At 63.3% G+C, this 18,458-nt stretch carries 14 protein-coding genes; 5 read left to right on the top strand and 9 right to left on the bottom strand.

All coding sequences use genetic code 11. The features are described from left to right. Positions 1-12: 12 nt before the first annotated feature. The 8 genes from LIX93_RS17440 to LIX93_RS17405 form a co-directional block, all read right to left on the bottom strand. The gene (locus LIX93_RS17440) at positions 13-384 is read right to left on the bottom strand and encodes a hypothetical protein (protein ID WP_226505290.1); all 372 of its coding nucleotides are present in this window, start codon (positions 382-384) and stop codon (positions 13-15) included. Next, entirely contained in the window at positions 381-719 is a 339-nt protein-coding gene (locus LIX93_RS17435) for a helix-turn-helix transcriptional regulator (protein WP_226505289.1), read from the bottom strand. Before LIX93_RS17435 ends, LIX93_RS17440 begins: the two co-directional genes overlap by 4 nt. Before the next feature lie 338 nt (positions 720-1,057). Next, positions 1,058-1,504, bottom strand: coding sequence for a DUF1232 domain-containing protein (locus tag LIX93_RS17430; protein WP_226505288.1), 447 nt, complete (start codon positions 1,502-1,504; stop codon positions 1,058-1,060). Positions 1,505-1,805: 301 nt separating this feature from the next. Next, positions 1,806-2,591 carry an FKBP-type peptidyl-prolyl cis-trans isomerase gene (locus tag LIX93_RS17425; protein WP_226505287.1) on the bottom strand — a complete coding sequence of 262 codons (786 nt, stop codon included), beginning with the start codon at positions 2,589-2,591 and terminating at the stop codon, positions 1,806-1,808. A 164-nt stretch (positions 2,592-2,755) separates the two neighbouring features. After that, positions 2,756-3,691, bottom strand: coding sequence for a pca operon transcription factor PcaQ (gene pcaQ / locus LIX93_RS17420; RefSeq protein ID WP_226505286.1), 936 nt, complete (start codon positions 3,689-3,691; stop codon positions 2,756-2,758). 57 nt (positions 3,692-3,748) lie between these two features. Further along, positions 3,749-4,096, bottom strand: a complete 348-nt coding sequence (gene nirD, locus LIX93_RS17415) for a nitrite reductase small subunit NirD (RefSeq protein ID WP_226505285.1) — start codon at positions 4,094-4,096, stop codon at positions 3,749-3,751. Further along, a complete protein-coding gene (nirB, locus tag LIX93_RS17410; protein ID WP_226505284.1) occupies positions 4,096-6,648 on the bottom strand; it encodes a nitrite reductase large subunit NirB in 2,553 nt (850 codons plus the stop codon). Before nirB ends, nirD begins: the two co-directional genes overlap by 1 nt. 305 nt (positions 6,649-6,953) lie before the next feature. Beyond that, positions 6,954-10,994 (bottom strand): sulfite reductase subunit alpha, encoded by a 4,041-nt coding sequence (locus LIX93_RS17405; protein WP_226505283.1) that lies wholly within the window; start codon positions 10,992-10,994, stop codon positions 6,954-6,956. Positions 10,995-11,522: 528 nt separating this feature from the next. On the opposite strand from LIX93_RS17405, the gene LIX93_RS17400 reads away from it, so the two are divergent. From LIX93_RS17400 to LIX93_RS17385, 4 genes are all read left to right on the top strand, one after another. Beyond that, positions 11,523-12,851, top strand: a complete 1,329-nt coding sequence (locus LIX93_RS17400; RefSeq protein WP_226505282.1) for an MFS transporter — start codon at positions 11,523-11,525, stop codon at positions 12,849-12,851. A gap of 253 nt (positions 12,852-13,104) precedes the next feature. Then, a complete protein-coding gene (locus tag LIX93_RS17395) occupies positions 13,105-14,340 on the top strand; it encodes a DUF1835 domain-containing protein (RefSeq protein WP_226505281.1) in 1,236 nt (411 codons plus the stop codon). A 226-nt stretch (positions 14,341-14,566) separates the two neighbouring features. Further along, positions 14,567-14,998 carry a GNAT family acetyltransferase gene (locus LIX93_RS17390; RefSeq protein ID WP_226505280.1) on the top strand — a complete coding sequence of 144 codons (432 nt, stop codon included), beginning with the start codon at positions 14,567-14,569 and terminating at the stop codon, positions 14,996-14,998. Between the two features lie 158 nt (positions 14,999-15,156). Beyond that, entirely contained in the window at positions 15,157-16,341 is a 1,185-nt protein-coding gene (locus tag LIX93_RS17385; protein WP_226505279.1) for a YncE family protein, read from the top strand. A gap of 90 nt (positions 16,342-16,431) precedes the next feature. On the opposite strand, the gene LIX93_RS17380 is transcribed toward LIX93_RS17385, so the two are convergent. Then, positions 16,432-17,316 carry an SDR family oxidoreductase gene (locus LIX93_RS17380; protein ID WP_226505278.1) on the bottom strand — a complete coding sequence of 295 codons (885 nt, stop codon included), beginning with the start codon at positions 17,314-17,316 and terminating at the stop codon, positions 16,432-16,434. 99 nt (positions 17,317-17,415) lie between these two features. Here LIX93_RS17380 and LIX93_RS17375 point away from each other — a divergent pair, with 99 nt between their 5' ends. After that, positions 17,416-18,252: a helix-turn-helix transcriptional regulator gene (locus tag LIX93_RS17375; protein WP_226505277.1), complete on the top strand. Its 837-nt coding sequence runs from the start codon at positions 17,416-17,418 to the stop codon at positions 18,250-18,252. Positions 18,253-18,458 lie beyond the last annotated feature (206 nt).

The raw sequence follows: 18,458 nt of genomic DNA, 5'->3' as shown, positions 1-18,458 counted from the left end.
CAGCAAGGTCGATCAGGAAGCGCACTGCTCGGGATAGCTGTACTCGAACACCCGTACCACTTCGGAGGCATGCCAGGAGGCAGCTGCAACACCATCCGAGGGTCCGGAAAAGCGCCCGAGGCGTTCGACGCATTCGAAAAAGCCAGGGCGCGGCAAACGGCTCGCGCCCTGGCTGATGACTAATGAGCTGCGAATCGGCTGCTCGGCTTTCGCGTCCAGCGAGGCCAGATGTTCAAGGGCTGCGGTCAAGGTCTGCATGGCGGGCGTGGGAAACTGCAAGCGCTCGAGCAGAGCACGATAGGTGAGCAGATGCCGTTGCCGACGGGCGTGGTCCAGCTCGCCCAACAAGCCGTCCCATTGCTGGCGGCTGATACGCACGCTCATGATGCCTCCCTCCAGCCCGGCACCCCCAACTCCCATGCCAGGCTGCGCTTGATCGCTGCATCGGGGTCGCGTTCGCCACTTTCGATCATCGCCAGGTACGCCGGGCTGATGCCGACGGCGCGCGCCAGGGTATTGGCTTCAAGCCCCTTGGCTTCGCGCAGGGCGGCGAGTTCAGTGAAGGCAGGATGCCCAGCCTCGCTGGCCGTCGCACTATGCGCTGTCGGCTCCAGCGCAGGTGTAGCCTGACCTGCGGCTGCCAACAAAGCCTGATATTCAGCCCATGGCACCACGGCGTATTCCGGCTGGCCATCACGACTGATCACCTGAATCCCCATCACATCCCCCTGTCCGCCCGAAACGAGTGCTCGATAGGCATATTCCTGAATGCGATTATCTTAACAGCGGAATCTCAGGGAGGGGATATTTGTCCTTGAATTGGCGGTAATCGGCGCCTGCAAGGCTGATGGCAAGGCGCCAGCCATGAGCTCGATGATCACCGAACGCCAGCCACTAGCGGGCCATGGTGCGGCCTGGAGTGCGGCGCGATTGGGCGGTCACTGGTCAGCACTCCTGGCCCATTCGCCGCCGCACGCGCTAGCTCGTTCCCATGCGTCTACGTGGCCCCTGTGCGGGAGCGCTGCTCGCAAAGGAGCCGGCTGGGACTTTCGCCAGATCAACCCTTGCGCGGATCCAGCTCCAGCGGCTCTTCGACATTTGGCACACGTTCGAGCACGCGCAGTTTTTCGGGCGACTGGCGAGCGCGCCAGGCGCGGAAATCTTCAAGCTCGTCCGCTACCACCTTCATCACCCAACTGAGCACGGCGATGTCATCGAGCATCCCCACGCCCACCAGCCAGTCCGGAATGGCGTCGAAGGGGCTGACGAAATACAGCAGACCGGCCACTATCGACAGCATCGACTTGCCACTGATAGCGCGATATTCCCCGCGCCAGTAAGCCAGGCACAGCGCCTGCAGCAGGCCGACATCCTCGCGCAGTTTGCCGAGGTTATGGCCCTTGACCTTGCGCGTCACCGCGAAGACCAATGCCGGTAAACGACCACGACTCAGCAGCCTTTCGGCCAGTGGCAGGAAACGGCTGAAACTCCAGGGTGCTTTCATGAACCCTCCCGAAAAATATAGGGGAAAGGTTATCCACAGATATTGTGGATAACCTTGTGAACAGAGGCGAATTTAGGCCTGTAGGCCCCCGATATACAAGGGCCGAACACAAATCGCGCGTTTTTTACTCACATAAAAAACACAGATTTTCGTTGACTGGATAGCCACTTACGGGCTAGTCCATGAGGGCGTACAGCTGTGACTACAGCCATTTCCAGGGGTTCGAAAAAATCAGCGACGCGAACCGCAAAAACGCAAACGCCCCGTCGAGACGGGGCGTTTGCAGTACAGCCAGGCAGAATTACTTCTTGGCTGGCGCAGCCGGTGCGGCTGGAGCGTCATCTGGCGCGTCTTCGTCTTCCGGAGACTGCTCAGGTGCGCCGGCATCAGCCTTGGACGGATCCTTGATAGCGATCAGTTCCAGGTCGAAGACCAGTACCGAGTTGGCAGGGATCGCCGGGCTCGGGCTCTGGGCACCGTAGGCCAGGTTGGCCGGGATGAACAGTTTGACCTTTTCGCCAACGTGCATCAGTTGCAGACCTTCGACCCAACCCGGGATCACGCCGCTGACCGGCAGGTCGATCGGGCTACCGCGCTCGATGGAGCTGTCGAAGACCTTGCCGTCGATCAGCTTGCCTTCGTAATGAACGGTGACCACGTCAGTCGGCTTGGGCTGAGCGCCGTCGGCTTTCTTGATGATCTGATACTGCAGGCCGGAAGCGGTGGTGACCACGCCATCCTTCTTGCCGTTTTCTTCGAGGAACTTCTTGCCGGCGGATTCAGCTTCGGCGCTCATCTTGGTCATGCGCTCTTCAGCACGCTTCTGCAGATCAGCAAAAGCGGCGACCAATTCGTCGTCCTTGAGTTTCTGAGGCTTTTTGCCCACGGCATCTTCGATACCTTGAGCCACGGCCTTGGAATCCAGGTCGTCCATGCCTTCTTGCGCCAGGCTCTTGCCCATGTTCAGGCCGATACCATAAGAAGCTTTCTGCGCCGGTGTTTTCAGCTCGACACTGGCCTGCTGATCGCAGCCTGCGAGTACCAAACCAACCAGGGCGATCGCCGCTGCCAACCGATGCTGTTTCATGCTATTTCCTTGTTCATGCGCCAATAGGGCATTCGAGTAAAGCCGCGAGCTTATCAGGCGGCCACGACCAATGGCTACCGGCATGAGAGGCACTAAAGGAGGATAAGTTCAGGTATTACAAGGATTTCATCTTCACCGGACTCGGGACCGAGGTAAAACCACGCTTAGCGCGCTTCGCTCGCCTGGCGGTACTCGACGGCCACCTCGCGCACCACTTCGCAGAGCCATTGCGCCGGCAACGGCAAGGCCCGCGCGGCGTTGCTGCAGATGCCTACCGAGCCGCCGGGCTCGCTGACACCCAACTGCAACTCGTGCAACTCGCCTTGGCTGACGTCCAGGCGCACCGCATCCCGTGGCGCCACCCAGATCGCATCGCTGGTTTGCACGTAGCGGCGGCTGAGGGTCGGGGAAAGTGTTTCGACCCTTTGCGAAGACGGGCTGACGGCACATTGCACGAACAGGCTGTCGGCGTGTTTGCGAATGGTCGTCCCCGCCAGCGGCAGCACCAGCGGGTAGCGGCTGATCTGGCTGCGTTCCAGTGGTTGCACGGCCAACAGCGGGTGGCCGGTACGCACCACCAGCGCCATGGCCTCGCTGTACAGGTGCTCGAAGATCAAGCCCTGGATCTGCGGGCTGTCGGTCATGCGGCCAATCACCAGGTCAAGGTCGCCCACATGCAATTGGCCCAACAGATAAGCGCCGGGCCCAGTGGACACGCTGACTACCAAGGCATCGTGGCGCTCGTGCAGACGCTTGAGGACTTCGGGCATGAGCTGGCTTTCGACCGTCGACAGGATGCCGACGCGCACCTGTGGTGGCTCGTGCTCCTCACTGCGCAGGGTGCTGACACCGTCGCGCAGGGCCTGTACGCAGGGCGCCGCATAGCGCATGAAGCGGATGCCGGCAGGGGTCAGCTCGACGCCGGTCTTGTCCCGCTCGAACAGCCGGGTCTCGAGCAGCTCTTCAAGCTCCTTGAGGGTTTTCGAGATCGCCGGCTGACTGATCGCCACGGCATCGGCGGCCTTGGCAAAGCTGCCTTGGCGGGCGATTTCGAGAAAGCACAGCAGGTGGCGGAATTTGATCCGGGTATCGAGGTTCATGTCGCGCATCGTAGCAGGACTGCGCGGTTTTACAGAACGTGAGGCGAGCTCTGACTCTCAATCGCTGATCTCGACCTCCTCACCATTCAACCTCACCGCCCAGGTCGCCAACGCCTGGGACGGGTCCTCGACACACTGCCCTGTCACCAAACTGAAATGCTGCTTATAAAGCGGCGCCGCCACCACCAGTTCACCCTTGAGCAGCCCGACGATCCCGCGGCCGATGACGTTGGCACCCGACTGCGGGTCGCGGTTGGCCACCGCGAAGATCGGCGGGTTCTGCTCGGGCAGATAGAACAGCGCCACCTGCGCGCCGTCCACCCACGCCACCACTCCCGATTGCGCCACCAGATCACTCACAGCGCACACCCGCCGCCATGATTGCTGCAATTGCGCCTGGCCCATCACAGCACCTCCTCGGTCACAGCAATCAACTGCACCGCCGGCGCCGGTCGGCGTTGCTCGCGTTCGGTGATGAATTGAATATCCGGATCACTGCGTTTGTCGTTGACGAAGGTACGGAAGCGCTTGAGTTTTTCCGGGTCTTTCAAGGCGTTGGCCCATTCGCATTCATAACGATCCACGACCAGCTGCATCTGCCCTTCCAGCTCCGCGCCCAGGCCCAGGCTGTCCTCGATGATCACCTGCTTGAGAAAATCCAGCCCGCCCTCCAGGCTCTCGCGCCACACCGAGGTACGTTGCAGCTTGTCGGCCGTGCGGATATAAAACATCAAAAAGCGATCGATGTAGCGGATCAACGTGGCATCGTCCAGATCGGTGGCGAACAGCTCGGCGTGCCGCGGGCGCATGCCGCCATTGCCGGCGATGTACAGGTTCCAGCCCTTCTCGGTCGCGATCACGCCTACATCCTTGCTCTGCGCCTCGGCGCATTCGCGGGTACAGCCCGACACCGCGAACTTGAGCTTGTGCGGCGAGCGCAGGCCCTTGTAGCGATCCTCGATCAGCAGCGCCATCTGCACGCTGTCCTGCACGCCGTAACGGCACCAGGTGCTGCCCACGCAGGACTTCACCGTGCGCGTCGACTTGCCGTAGGCATGCCCGGTCTCGAAGCCCGCGGCGATCAGCTCGCTCCAGATGTCCGGCAGTTCGTGCAGCTGCGCGCCGAACAGGTCGATGCGCTGCCCCCCGGTAATCTTGGTGTAGAGGTCGTATTTCTTTGCCACCGCGCCAATGGCGATGAGCTTGTCCGGGGTGATCTCGCCTCCCGGAATGCGCGGCACTACCGAGTAGGTGCCGTTTTTCTGCATGTTGGCCATGAAGGTGTCGTTGGTGTCCTGCAGTGGTACCAGGGACGGGTCCATGATCGGCCGGTTCCAGCACGACGCCAGCACGTTGGCCACAGTGGGCTTGCAGATATCGCAGCCGACGTGACCCCGGCCGTGCTTGGCGAGCATCTCGTCGAAACTGTGAATGCCCTCGACCCGGGCCAGCGCGTAAAGCTCTTGCCGGGTGTGGGCGAAGTGTTCACACAGGCTCTTGTCGACCGCCACGCCGCGGGCGATCAGTTCGTGTTCGAAGACTTGCTTGAGCAACGCCGCGCACCCGCCGCAGCCGGTGCAGGCCTTGGTCTGCGCCTTGAGTTGCCCCAGCTCGGCGCAGCCGCCGTCGATGGCCGTGCAGATCGCGCCCTTGGTGACGTTGTGGCAGGAGCAGACAGTGGCCGTGTCCGGCAACGCGTCGGCGCCCAGGCTCGGCGCGCCGGAGGCCAGCGGCAGGATCAGGCTCGCGGGATCGGCTGGCAGCTTGATAGCGTTCTGTACGTATTGCAGCAAGGTGTCGTAGTAGCTGTTGTCACCCACCAGCACGGCGCCAATGACTTTCTTGCCCTCGGCATCCACCACCAGGCGCCGGTAGCTGGCGTTGGCCTCGTCGATGAAACGATAGCTCCTGGCACCCGGCGTGGCGGCGTGGGCGTCGCCGATGGAGCCGACATCGACCCCCAGCAGCTTGAGCTTGGTGGACATGTCGGCACCGGCGAAGGTCGCGTGCTGCTCCCCGGCCAGGGTGCTGGCGACATTGCGCGCCATGCTGTAGCCCGGTGCGACCAGGCCGAAGACGCTGCCATTCCATGAAGCACATTCACCGATGGCGAAGATCCGCGCATCGCTGCTGCGGCAGTGCGCGTCGATCGCCACGCCACCGCGCGCCGCGATCTCCAGGCCACTGCTGCGGCCCAGCGCATCCTGAGGACGAATGCCGGCCGAGAACACGATCAGGTCGGTCTCGAGAAACTCGCCGCCGTCGAAATTCATCCGATAGCGATAGCCTTCACCCGCCACCACCGATTGCGTGGCGCGGGAGGTGTGCACACCGACGCCCAGGGCCTCGATCTGTGCACGCAAGGCGGCGCCGCCATCGCTGTCCAATTGCACCGGCATCAAGCGCGGCGCGAACTCCACCACATGGGCTTCCAGGCCCAGGGACTTCAAGGCGTTGGCGGCCTCCAGGCCCAGCAGGCCGCCACCCACCACCACGCCGCGACGGGCGTTGGCCGCCGCCGCACGAATGCTGTCGAGGTCATCCAGGGTACGGTAGACCAGTCGCGCGTTGCCCTCGGATCCGCTGATCGGTGGCACGAACGGGTAGGAACCGGTCGCCAGCACCAGGCGATCGTAGCCATAACGCCCGAGTGCGGTGACCACTTCGCAGCGTTCGCGATCGATCTCGAGCACCGCCTCGCTCAGATGCAGATGCACGCCATGGCGGCCATACAGATCGGCTTCGCCCAGTGCCAATGCCTCGGCATCGGAACCACTGAAATATTCGGACAGGTGCACGCGGTCGTAGGCGCGCTGGCGCTCTTCGCCAAACACCCGTACGTCGAAGCGGCTCAGCGCCCCGCGCTCGATCAGCTGTTCGACGCAGTGGTGGCCGACCATGCCATTGCCGATGACGATCAGTCTTTCCCGCGGCTCGATGCTCAGTGGCGCATTCATGGCGACTCCTCGGTAAAAAAAGGCAAAAAAAAAGCGCCTGGAGCCGTTAAGCTCCAGGCGCCTTTGCCTGGTATTCGATGGGGTTGTGCACTGGCCGAATGTGGTCGGCGAGTCAGTATCAAGGTGAAAGCAGCATCTGTGCCAATCTGCAGATTTGCGCTGCCAGTGACGGCCTCTTCCTCGGCAGCCCCAGCCCCACAGGCATCGCGCACGCCTTGTGGGGGGCGGGCTCTGCTCGCGGAGCTGTTCTGTGACTTCACCCATCCTGCGCCACCGGAGTGCATCCCCCGGCGCAACGCCTCCTTTCAGTACACATCGCGCACATAACGCTTGGCGTTACTCAGACCCTGCACATACGCCTGCGCCTGCTCGCCGCTCATGCCACCGTGCTCGGCCACTACCTGCCTGAGCGCCGCATCGACGTCCCGGGCCATCGCACTCGCATCGCCACAGACGTAAAAGTGCCCGCCCTCCTCCAGCCACTGCCACAGCTGCGCGCCCTGCTCGAGCAGGCGTTGTTGCACATAGACCTTGGCCTGCTGATCGCGGGAAAACGCCGTGTCCAGACGCTGCAGATGCCCGTCGCGCTGCCACGCCTGCAGCTCGTCGCGATAATAGAAATCGCTGGCCTGGCGCTGCTCGCCGAACAGCAGCCAGTTCTTGCCCGGCGCGCCGGTGGCCTGGCGCTCCTGCAGGAAGGCGCGAAACGGCGCCACACCGGTGCCGGGGCCGACCATGATCATCGGCGCATGGGGATCGGCGGGCACACGAAAATGCGCCGAGCGTTGAGTGAAGATCGGCACCAACGTCTGCTGCGCGCGGTCAGCCAGAAAGCCCGAGCACACACCGCTGCGGGCGCGGTCGTTGCAGCGATAACGTACAGTCGAAACGGTCAGGTGCACCTCGTGGGGGGTGACCTTGGGGCTCGAACTTATGGAGTACAGGCGGGGCTGCAAGGGTTTGAGCAGGCCCAGCAGTTGCGTGGCATCGATATCCACCGGGAACTCGTGCAGCAGATCCACCAGTTGCCGGCCCCATAGCCAGTCCTTGAGCCGAGCCTTGTGCTCGGGCGCCAGCAGTTCGGTGAGCAGCGCGCTGTTGCTGTGTTCGGCCACGATGCGCAACCAGTCAGGGGTGATGCGGCAGATATCCAGATGCTTTTGCAGCGCCACGGCCAGCGCCATGTCGCCCTGATCCTTGAGGGTCACGGCCTGGCCGCTGTCCAGGCGCAGGGTACCGAGCAGGTCTTCGACCAGCGTCAAGCAGTTGCTCGGCCAGACGCCCAGGGCGTCGCCGGCCTGGTAATCGAAGCCGCTGTCGGTGAGGTCGAAGGCGATGTGGCGTGTTTCCTTTTGCGCGCCGGGGCTGTTGAGTCGGTGGTTGTGCAGCAGGCGGGCCTTGTAGGGGCGGTGCTTGCTGTACAGAGGCGCGGAAGGTTGTGGGGGCTGAGAGATTGTTCGGGGGCGAGCCCTCTCGTTAGAGGTTTGACGAGTCGGCTCGAACAACGGAGCGATCGCACTGACCTCAAGAGCGACGCGAATCGAGGCCAGCCAGGCGCTGGCCGACTCCTCGTAATCGGGCTCGCATTCCACCCGCTCCAGCAAGCGCCGGGCGCCGAGGCCGTGCAGGCGTTCGTCAAGCTTGCGGCCAAAGCCGCAGAACTGATCGTAGCTGGAATCTCCCAGCGCCAGCACCGCATAACGCCACTGGGCGCAGTCGAGGGCCGCCTCGCCGTGCAGCGCCGTCCACAAACCCGCGCCGTTGTCCGGAGCATCACCGTCACCAAAGGTGCTGGCAATCAACAACAGGCTGGCCGCGCCTTTGAGGTCGCTCAATGCCACCTCGCCCATGGCACCGCTGCGCACCACATGCCCGGTGTCACGTAACTGGGTAACCACGCGCTCGGCCAGTGCTTCGGCGTTGCCGGTCTGCGATGCCCACAGCACCCACTGCGCGGCGGGCTCTTCTACCGGGCAAGACCGTTGCGCAGCGGCCTGCCCAAGTGCCTGCGACTGTTGCGCGTCTGCGTGCTCAGCGACCCTCGGTAACGCCAAGGGGATGGCGGGGTGATCTTGCCATTCGCGGGTCACGATCAGCGGCGAGCCGACACGCTGCAAGGCCACCGCGGCGTATTTGAATTCCGGCTGCAACGACAGCGGATCGTCGGCATCGCTGGTGAGCGCGTTGATTGCCCACTGCTCGCCGAACACATCGTTCCAGTGGAACGGCGCAAAACAGCTGCCCTGCCGGACCCGATCGGTAACGCGCGCCGGTAGCACCGCGAGGCCACGGCGTGAACGGACCTCGACCTGGTCGCCCTCGCCGATCGCCAGGGCCTGGGCATCCTCGGGATGCACCTCGATAAAGGGCCCGGGGTTGAGCTTGTTGAGGGTGGCGATCTTGCCGGTCTTGGTGAGGGTGTGCCATTGGTGCTGCACCCGCCCGGTGTTGAGCACCAGCGGGTAGTCATCGTCTGGCAACTCGGCGGGTGGCATGTGGGGGCGGGCGAAGAACTGCGCGCGGCCGGTGGCGGTGGCGAAGCGCAGGGGGCGGGTTGTGGCTGCGATCATTGCACTATCTGACGGCCCCTTCGCGGGCAAGCCTTGCTCCCACGGGTGTAAGGCGTCAGCACTGTTTGTGCTGTGGGAGCAAAGCTTGCTCGCGAAGAGGCCGGCATGGCTGGCATCACCTTCAAGGTAACGAATCGGCGCTCGGGTGCTACTACTGTCGGGCGCGCAGGGCCACTGCAGCGGCGCCTCGCGCAAGCGTGCGTAGCTGGCACCGCGGAGGTCGTAACCGGTGCCGGGATTCCAGGCGCCTTTGATCTCCTCGAACACCTGCTCGGGGCTGCTGTAGCTGAACCCTTCGGCGTAGCCCATGGCACAGGCGATGCGGGCGATGATCTGCCAATCGGCCATGGCCTCGCCGGGCGCGTCGACTGCCTTGGGCATCAAGGTCAGGTTGCGCTCGGAGTTGATCATCACCCCTTCGGCTTCGGCCCACAGAGCGCCAGGCAGCAGCACATCGGCGTAACGGTTGGTCTCGGTGTCGAGGTAGGCATCCTGAGTGATCACCAGCTCCGCCGTGCACAGGGCCTCGATGACCTGCTGGCGATTGGCGACGCTGGCCACCGGATTGGTGCAGATGATCCAGCAGGCTTTGATGCTGCCCGCCGCCATGGCGTCGAACATGGCCACGGTGCCGACCCCCGCCTCGCTGCGCAAATGACCGGCGGGCAGTTGCCAGAGTTGCTCGATGAAGGCCCGATCGGCGGCCACCTGATTGGAGCGCTGGCCAGGCAGGCCGGGGCCCATGTAGCCCATCTCGCGGCCGCCCATGGCATTGGGCTGGCCGGTGAGGGAAAACGGCCCGCTGCCCGGCCGACAGATAGCCCCCGTCGCGAGGTGCAGGTTGCACAGGGCATTGGTGTTCCAGGTGCCGTGAGTGCTCTGATTGAGGCCCATGGTCCAGCAGCTCATCCATTCGCCAGCCTCGCCGATCCATTGCGCGGCGGTGCGGATATCGTCCTCCTTCAGGCCCGTGATCTCCGCTACGTGGGCCGGTGTATAGGCTTGCAGAAAGGCCGGCATGACCTCCCAGCCATCGGTGTGACGCGCAATGAAGTCGGCGTCGACATGGCCGTTCTCGACCAGCAGATACAGCAGCCCGTTGAGCAGTGCCAGGTCGCTGCCGGGCGCTATCTGCAGGAACAGATCGGCCTTGTCGGCGGTGGCGCTGCGCCGCGGGTCGACGACGATCAACCGCGCCCCGGCCTTGCGCCGATCGAGCAGACGCAGGAACAAGATCGGGTGACAATCGGCCATGTTGGCGCCGCTGACGAAAAACACATCGGCGTGATCGAAATCGTCATACGAGCCCGGCGGTCCATCGGCGCCCAGCGACAACTTGTAGCCGCTGCCGGCGCTGGCCATGCACAACCGCGAGTTGGACTCGATATGGCGGGTGCGCACGAAGCCCTTGGCGAGCTTGTTGGCCAGGTACTGGGCTTCCAGCGACATCTGCCCCGACACGTAGAGCGCCAGCGCGTCCGGGCCGTGCTCGTCGATGATCGCGCGCAAACGCCGTGCGGTGCTGCTGATGGCCTCATCGATGGCAACCTGCACGGGCTCGCGCTGGCGCTCGTGGCGCATGAATGCCGTGTTCATCCGACCCGGTGCGGTGAGGGCTTGCGCACAGGTGCTGCCCTTGGTGCACAGGCGGCCAAAGTTGGCGGGGTGCAGTTTGTCGCCGCTGACCTTGATCACACGGTTGTCGGCCACGCTCATGACGATGCCACAGCCGACACCGCAATAGGGGCACACGCTACGAACGTGGGTGCTGTTCATGGGCTCTCGCTCATCTTTGTGGCGGTGTGCAAAACAAAAAAGGCGCCAGCTGCCTACGCTCGATGAGCGGGGCAACACGGCGCCTTTGTCGTGTCTGGTTCGGGTTGTGGGGATTACCTGAGTGAGGGCGATGCAAAGGTCGCGCCATGGTCGGCGATGGGCGGTCGTACTGGGGCAGACAGGTAACTGCGCGAGGCTCAACGTCGTTCATGCCCCCCAAGCGAGCATCCCTGCACCCTGCCGGAGCACAGTCGCACGGGAGCGATAGCGGCGCTGGAGTCGTACCGACGAGCTGCTGTGTTATCCGATTGAACGATGCCAAGCCGCAAATCCGCGAGCTAGAGCGGTTGCACTACTTGTTGATGTAAAAATGCCAAAAATAGTGGATTTCGTGCTGTCGTGAGCCGCGTTGACAGCCTCAGGACCCCGTCATAGGATGTCCTACAGGTCCATTCAAGCTGTCGCTTTCTCGATGAAATGGATGCCGCGCTAGACACGGTCAATAACAATAAAAAGGAAGCCGCAATAATGACAATACAGGTCCCTCCACAGCTCCAGCCGCAAATAGCGGTGCCGCAATCACGCTTGACCCGCTACCGATGGATCATCTGCGCCCTGCTGTTCATCGCCATCGGCATCAACTACATCGATCGCCAGATGATCGGTATCCTCAAGCCCACCCTCGCCGCTGAACTCAAGTGGTCGGAAACCGACTACGCCAACATCGTCTTCTGGTTCCAGTGCGCCTACGCCATCGGCTTCCTGACGTTCGGCCGCATCATCGACAAGGTCGGCGTGCGCATCGGCTATGCCATGGCCTTCACTATCTGGACCATCGCCAGCATCGGTCACGGGCTGGTCACCACGGTCACTCAGTTCGCCCTGGCACGCTTCACCCTCGGGCTGGGTGAGTCGGGCAGCTTTCCGTCCAGCCTCAAGGCCGTGTCGGAATGGTTTCCGCAAAAGGAACGGGCGCTGGCCACCGGGATCTTCAACGCCGGTACGGCCTTCGGCCCGATCGTTACCCCGCTGCTGGTACCGGCCATCACTCTGGCCTGGGGCTGGCGCGCGGCGTTCATCTCTATCGGTATCGTCACCTCCTTTTGGCTGATCGCCTGGGTGATCATGTACCGTCGCCCGGCAGAGCACTCGAAAGTCAGCCCGGCGGAACTGGCCTATATCCAGTCCGATGACAGCGTCATTTCAGCCGGCGCCCCGCCAGTGAAAATCTCCTGGGTCAAGCTGCTGGGCTTTCGCGAGACCTGGGCTTATGCGGCCGGCAAGTTCCTCACCGACCCGATCTGGTGGCTGTACCTGTTCTGGCTGCCGGACTTCCTCGGCAAGACCTACGGCCTGGACCTCAAATCGTTCGGCCCGCCGCTGATTGCCGTGTATATCCTCGCCGACGTCGGTTCGGTGTTGGGTGGCTGGGGCTCGTCGAAGCAGATGAAACTGGGCCGCTCGGCCAACGTGTCGCGCAAGACCACCATGCTGCTGTGTGCATTGGCCGTCACCCCGATCGTGACCGCGCAGTTCGTCTCCAGCCTGTGGCTGGTGGTGGCGATCATCGGCCTGGCAGCGGCGGCGCATCAGGCCTGGTCGGCGAATCTGATGACCTTGCCTTCCGATCTGTTTCCCAAAGAGGCGGTGGCTTCGGTGATCGGTATCGGCGGCATGGCCGGTGCCATGGGCGGCATGCTGATGACCACTTACAACGGCTACATCCTTGAAGTGTTCAAGTCGTATCAGCCGATCTTTATCGTGGCCGGCAGTATGTATCTGGTAGCGATTGTGGTGATTCACTTCCTCACCCCACGGCTTACGCCAGTGGCGGTGGAGCGGATCAAGGCCAGCTGATCGCGCCGCCCCACTGTAGCGAGGGGCTTGCCGCGGAAAATATCAGGTCGGATGCATTAGCGCCGACCTGGCATCTTTCCGGGCAAGCCCCTCGCGACACGGTTGATCTCCCTCATTCACCCTCGTATCATCCCGGACCAGGCGTGCTCTGCGCCTCCATCCGCGGAAAGGGCTGTGCCCAGGACCTGATTCACCCTCATTCTCGCTACGACTCCCGACCTTAAAGCGGACAAGGTTCATTCAAGGAGCTCGTATGTCCGTACCGCGCATTTTTTCGCCCCACCACGGCCGCCTCAACCTCGAGCAGCTCAAGAAGCAAGCCAAGGACCTGCTGCGTGAACTTCACGCAGGCTCGGCGCCCAAGCATCAGGCCCAGCTCAAGCGATCGCCCGCCACCCTGACCGATGCCCAATGGCTGATCGCTCGCGGCTATGGTTTCGCCACCTGGCCCAAGCTCAAGGCGCATGTCGATGCCATCGACTTCGCCGCCCGCCAACCGGATTTCACCGCCAGCGACGAGGCCAACAGCTGCCACTGGCGTTGCGGCAACGATATCGAACACAGCCTGCGCCTGGCCGGTTTCAAGGGCCGCTTCCAGATGATGGCCGACCCGCTGTGCATGGGCCCGGTGCAAGCACTGCCGGTTGAGGCGTATCGCGCGCAACGCAGCCAGTACATCAGTCAGGTATTCAACCTGCCGCTGGCCGATGTGCAACGGCGCACCGACCACGAATACGACCGGCTGGCGCAATTGGGCGACACACCTGGAGTGTTGTGGTGCGAAGCCGATGCCTACGACCAGCTGTTTCTGGTGAGCGCCCTGGCAGGTCTCGATCGCCTGCCGGAGCACCGCCTGGAACTGGTGCAGATCAACGCCGTGCCGGGGGTGCAGCGCTTTATCGGCATCGGCCAACTGGCCCCCGACCTGCTGGCGTGGCTATGGCCGCAACGCCGGGCCGTAACGGCCGAAGCACTGGCGCTCGCACGCCGCACTTGGGCCGCCTACTGTGCGGCTTCACCGCTGGCGCTGGCGGCTATCGCCGACGCTGAACACCCCAGCCTGCCGCTGCTCGCCCCCGCACTGCGCCGACAACTGCAAGAGCTGCCCGGCGTGCGCGATGGCCTGTCACTGACCGAGCGCCTGGCCTTGCAGACGTTGCTGGAGGGCGGCGAAATGCCGTGCGGGCGAGTGTTTGCCGAGCTGATGGAGATACGTGAACCGCTGCCCTACCTGGGCGACATGATGTTCTACGCCATGATGCGGCCGCTGATCGATGGCGCCAGGCCCTTGATCAGCGAAACCGGAAAACAATTGGACTGGCCTCAGCGGCCACTGCAATTGACCGCCTTGGGGCAGCAAGTGCTGGCAGGTGAAGCCTACTGGCCGGACCACGCGGATGCGCCGCGGTGGATTGGCGGGGTCTGTATTCAACCTCGCGAGCCGCACTGGGCCATGGGTGACGATGGCCGGCCTGTCTGGCGGGGCTGATTTGCGATGTGCTTCAGGGCCTCTTCACCGCGAACGCGCACCCTTGCGCCCACAGAGTCGACCGGTCTTGGGTCGTACACCTGTGGGAGCAAAGCTTGCTCGCGAAAGGGCCCTATGCCCCCACACATCAGCCACTGAATACATCCAGCAGCATCCAGCCGCCTCCTGGCTGGACAACCACCCCCCGCAGACGCTAGCGTCCACCTCTTTGCCAAGAGGCCTGACCATGGACGCTATCGTCGACTATTCCGATCCTCTGCACCGGGCCAGCGTCATCGCCCTGTGGGACAACGTCTTCGATCACCCCACCGAACACCGCCTGCCAAGCCGCTCCATCGACATGAAACTGGCCCACGCGGATCAGTTGTTCTTCGTCGCCCTCGCCGGCGACAAGGTGGTCGGCACGGTGCTCGCCGGCTACGACGGCCACCGCGGCTGGCTGTACTCGGTGAGTGTCGACCCAGGCCACCGCCGCCAAGGCATCGGCGAAGCCCTGGTGCATCACGCAGAGGCAGCGCTGGTGCGCCTCGGCTGCTTGAAAATCAACCTGCAAGTGGTCAATACCAACACCGAGATCGTGCCGTTCTACGAGTCACTGGGCTACAGCGTCGAGCACCATGTCAGCATGGGCAAACGCCTCTACGACCGGCTGGATTGAAGCACCACCAGGGTTGCGCAGCAGTGTGAACCAGGCGCTGCAGATAGGGCCCCGCGAGCGTTATTACCACTGAAATATGTTTTAAGTTCGGGCCATCCAGCGATGTATATAGTGAGGTCTCTCACTTCTCGACAACCCTGGATGGACCTGGAAAGCACATGACCACACCTTCTTTTCGCTTCGCCCTGAAACCGGTTTCAGTCTGCCTTCTGGCCCTGTTTGCGGCGCACTCTGCCTTCGCTGCCGACTGGGTGGTTTCCTCGAACGACGGCAAGTACCAGCGCGCTCAAGGCCTCGACACCTACCCCGCCAACCCTGTCCCGGACACCCTTACGGTGCTGGATGCCAGCGTCTTCCCACCCAAGGTCAACCAGACCGTCGAGATCGAAAACGGTATTCAAGGCCCACCCCAGGCCGCTGCCATCAGCCCGGACGGCAAACTGGCGCTGATCGCTGCGCCCACCCGCTATGACCAGGCGAACAAAAAGCTGTTGATGGACACTTTCCTGCAAGTGGTCGACCTCTCTGCCAAACCCGCCAAGGTCACCCACATCGAACTCGGCAGCCATCCTCAAGCCGTCGCGTTTGACCGTAGCGGCACCTGGGGCCTGGTGACCTGCGTGGACGGCAGCGTGCGGCCGCTGCGTATCGAAGGGCAGCAGGTGACACTGCTCGACCCCATCAACATCAGCAGCAAACGCCTGGCCGGCGTAGTGTTCACCCACGATGGCCAGCACGCGCTGGCCGCCATGCGTGACGAACAAGGCGTCGCGGTGCTGGACCTCAAGGACGGCAAATGGGTCGACAGCGGCGACCGCGTCAGCACCGGTGTGGCGCCGTACACCGTCGATGCCTCCAGCGATGGCCACTGGGCCGTGGTCAGCAACGTCGGCCTCGCCGGCCTGGCTTACAAAGGGCGCCTGGCGGCGGACGTGGACAGCGTGACCCTGATCGACGTGTCCAAGGCCCCATTCCGCGCGGTGCAGCACCTCACCGTACCGGCCACCCCTGAAGGCGTGGCAATCTCCCCCGACGGCAAATGGATCGCGGCCCAATCGATCGACGGCTCCAACCTCACCCCCGACAACCCCGGCGCCCGCCCCCACGGCCTCGTAACCCTGTTCGCGATCAAGAACGGCAAGGCCACGCAGGTGTCGCAAGTGGCCGATGGTGTCGCAGCACAGGGCGTCGTTTTCAGCGCCGACAGCAAGCACGTCATCGTGCAGTTCAACGTCGAACACCAGTTGGGGCTGTACAGCATCGAAGGGCAGAAACTGGTGGATACCGGCAAGCGCATCCCGGTCGCTGGCGGCCCCTCCTCACTGCGCAGCCCCCCTCGCTGAAATACCTGTAGCGAGAGGGATTGTCCCCGACAGCGTCGTGTCAGCACGCCATCCGTGGCTGACACACCGAATCGGCGCCAAGCCCCTTCGCTATAGCTGCGCGCGTTGCAAATCCTCCAGCAGCCCCGCCCCTGTCGGGTCCCAGCCCAACTCGGCGCGGGTCTTGGCGCTCGTGGCCTTCAAGTCCTTGTCCACGAACGTCGCCAACCAGCCAAAATGCCCAACGGCCTCTTCTGCGGATAACGCCACCAACGGCACGTCCAGGCGCTGTGCCACGGTCTGGGCGATGCTTTTGAAACTCACGTCGACCTCGGCCGAAGCGTGATACCGCATGCCCGCCGTGCCCTTCTCCAGCACCAGGCGATACAAGCGTGCGGTGTCTGCGACATGGGCCGCCGACCAGCTGTTCAGGCCCTCGCCGACATAAGCGCAGCGGCCGGTGCGCTGGGCGTGGGCGATGAGATAACTCACCAGCCCCTGCTTCAGAGTGTCGTGAATCTGCGTCAACCGTATCACCCTGACGTCAACGCCACGCTGTGACAACTCGCGCCCGGCCAGCTCCGAGGCCACGCGCGGATTGGGGTGCTCGGGGTCGAAGTGGTCTTCGATCGCCGCCTGTCCGGGCCCTGGAGAACCCGCAGCAGCGCCAGTAGTGATGATCAACGGCCGCTCGGAACCCTCCAGCGCCGCGCCCAAGGCGATGATCGCGCGGTAGTCCTTCTGGCAGTTGTCGGCGAAGTGCGTGAAGTCATGATCGAACGCCGTATGGATCACCGCCTCACAAGCAGCCGCCCCCCGTTGCAGGCCCGGCAGGTCCTCGATATCGCCATACAGCACCTCGGCCCCCAGCGCCTTGAGCGCCTGCGCGCCCGCATCCGAGCGAGTCAGGCCCAGCACTCGGTGGTCGGCGTCGATCAACTCGGCCGCCACCCGGGAACCGATAAAACCTGTAGCACCCGTAAGAAATACACGCATGATCCTGTCCCATGTCGTTGATATGGCAGCAGCCTGCGCTTAGTCTCTATCCTGTAAAAGTAGGGACGTTATCAGGGTATACGCACTAACAGGATCAACATGCCGGATCAGCTCGCGAACCCCCTTGGGGTCTACCTCAAAGACTGCCGCAGCCGCCTCGACCCGGCAGCCTTCGGCCTGCCTGCAACGCGCCGGCGCACGCCCGGCCTGCGCCGTGAAGAAGTCGCTCAGCGCGCCAATATCAGCGCCACCTGGTACACCTGGCTGGAACAGGGCCGCGGAGGCGCGCCCTCCGCGCAGGTGCTCAATCGCATCGCCCAGGGCTTGCTGATGACCGAACCGGAGCGCGAGCATCTGTTCATGCTCGCCTTCGGCCATCTACCCGAGGTCGTCTACAAAGCGCCGGACGGCGTGACGCCGCGCTTGCAGCGCCTGCTCGACAGCTTCGAGTCCAGCCCGGTGATCATCAAGACGGCCACTTGGGACGTCCTGGCCTGGAACCGCGCCGCGACCGTGGTCTTTACCGACTACGGCCAGCTGCCGGTGGCGCAGCGCAACATCTTGCGGCTGATGTTCTGTAACCCGCGCATGCGCGCCAAACAGGACGACTGGGACGACATCGCGCGCTTCGTGGTGGCGGCGTTCAGGGCCGATGCGGCGCGCGCCGGGGCAACCTTGCAAGTGAACAAGCTGGTGGATGAACTGTGCGCCGCCAGCGATCACTTCGCCCGGTTGTGGCGAGATAACGATGTGCGTGTGCACGGTGAAGGGACCAAGAAGCTGCATCACCCGGTGCTGGGGTTGATCGAGTTGGAGTATTCGGGGTTTGCCGTGGATGGGCGGCCGGATTTGGGGATGATTGTTTATAACCCGGTGTCGGCGGTGGATGCGGGGCGGATAAAGGCGTTGATCGATACCCCGACTCCTGCCGTTTAGGCAAGCTATACAGCGAATTCAAGCGTGCTCGACGGCGGCCGATACGCCTACTGTCAGCCACATTTGCAAGCGATGCTCTGTGCTACAGTTTGCTCATGTTTGGTCACTAATTTTTTGAATGTCGATGCCTGCCTCGTCCATCGCGGCTGGCTTTTTTTCTGGCACGGCTGTGGGCCCGGCTCGCTGCTGCGAAGGCCGCTGGCGCA

Origin of the sequence: Pseudomonas sp. MWU16-30317 (genome assembly GCF_020515695.1) — a bacterium.
Classification (GTDB): Bacteria; Pseudomonadota; Gammaproteobacteria; order Pseudomonadales; family Pseudomonadaceae; genus Aquipseudomonas.
The sequence above is the reverse complement of the archived record's forward strand: the minus strand, read 5'-3'. Positions and strand labels throughout refer to the sequence as shown.

Coding starts and splice junctions, on each gene's coding strand:
- LIX93_RS17390 (WP_226505280.1), top strand. CDS start 14,567: ATGGACGCTATCGTCGACTATTCCGATCCTCTGCACCGGGCCAGCGTC.
- nirB (WP_226505284.1), bottom strand. CDS start 6,648: ATGAATGCGCCACTGAGCATCGAGCCGCGGGAAAGACTGATCGTCATC.
- LIX93_RS17400 (WP_226505282.1), top strand. CDS start 11,523: ATGACAATACAGGTCCCTCCACAGCTCCAGCCGCAAATAGCGGTGCCG.
- LIX93_RS17425 (WP_226505287.1), bottom strand. CDS start 2,591: ATGAAACAGCATCGGTTGGCAGCGGCGATCGCCCTGGTTGGTTTGGTA.
- LIX93_RS17440 (WP_226505290.1), bottom strand. CDS start 384: ATGAGCGTGCGTATCAGCCGCCAGCAATGGGACGGCTTGTTGGGCGAG.
- LIX93_RS17395 (WP_226505281.1), top strand. CDS start 13,105: ATGTCCGTACCGCGCATTTTTTCGCCCCACCACGGCCGCCTCAACCTC.
- LIX93_RS17375 (WP_226505277.1), top strand. CDS start 17,416: ATGCCGGATCAGCTCGCGAACCCCCTTGGGGTCTACCTCAAAGACTGC.
- LIX93_RS17405 (WP_226505283.1), bottom strand. CDS start 10,994: ATGAACAGCACCCACGTTCGTAGCGTGTGCCCCTATTGCGGTGTCGGC.
- LIX93_RS17380 (WP_226505278.1), bottom strand. CDS start 17,316: ATGCGTGTATTTCTTACGGGTGCTACAGGTTTTATCGGTTCCCGGGTG.
- nirD (WP_226505285.1), bottom strand. CDS start 4,096: ATGGGCCAGGCGCAATTGCAGCAATCATGGCGGCGGGTGTGCGCTGTG.
- LIX93_RS17430 (WP_226505288.1), bottom strand. CDS start 1,504: ATGAAAGCACCCTGGAGTTTCAGCCGTTTCCTGCCACTGGCCGAAAGG.
- LIX93_RS17385 (WP_226505279.1), top strand. CDS start 15,157: ATGACCACACCTTCTTTTCGCTTCGCCCTGAAACCGGTTTCAGTCTGC.
- LIX93_RS17435 (WP_226505289.1), bottom strand. CDS start 719: ATGGGGATTCAGGTGATCAGTCGTGATGGCCAGCCGGAATACGCCGTG.
- pcaQ (WP_226505286.1), bottom strand. CDS start 3,691: ATGAACCTCGATACCCGGATCAAATTCCGCCACCTGCTGTGCTTTCTC.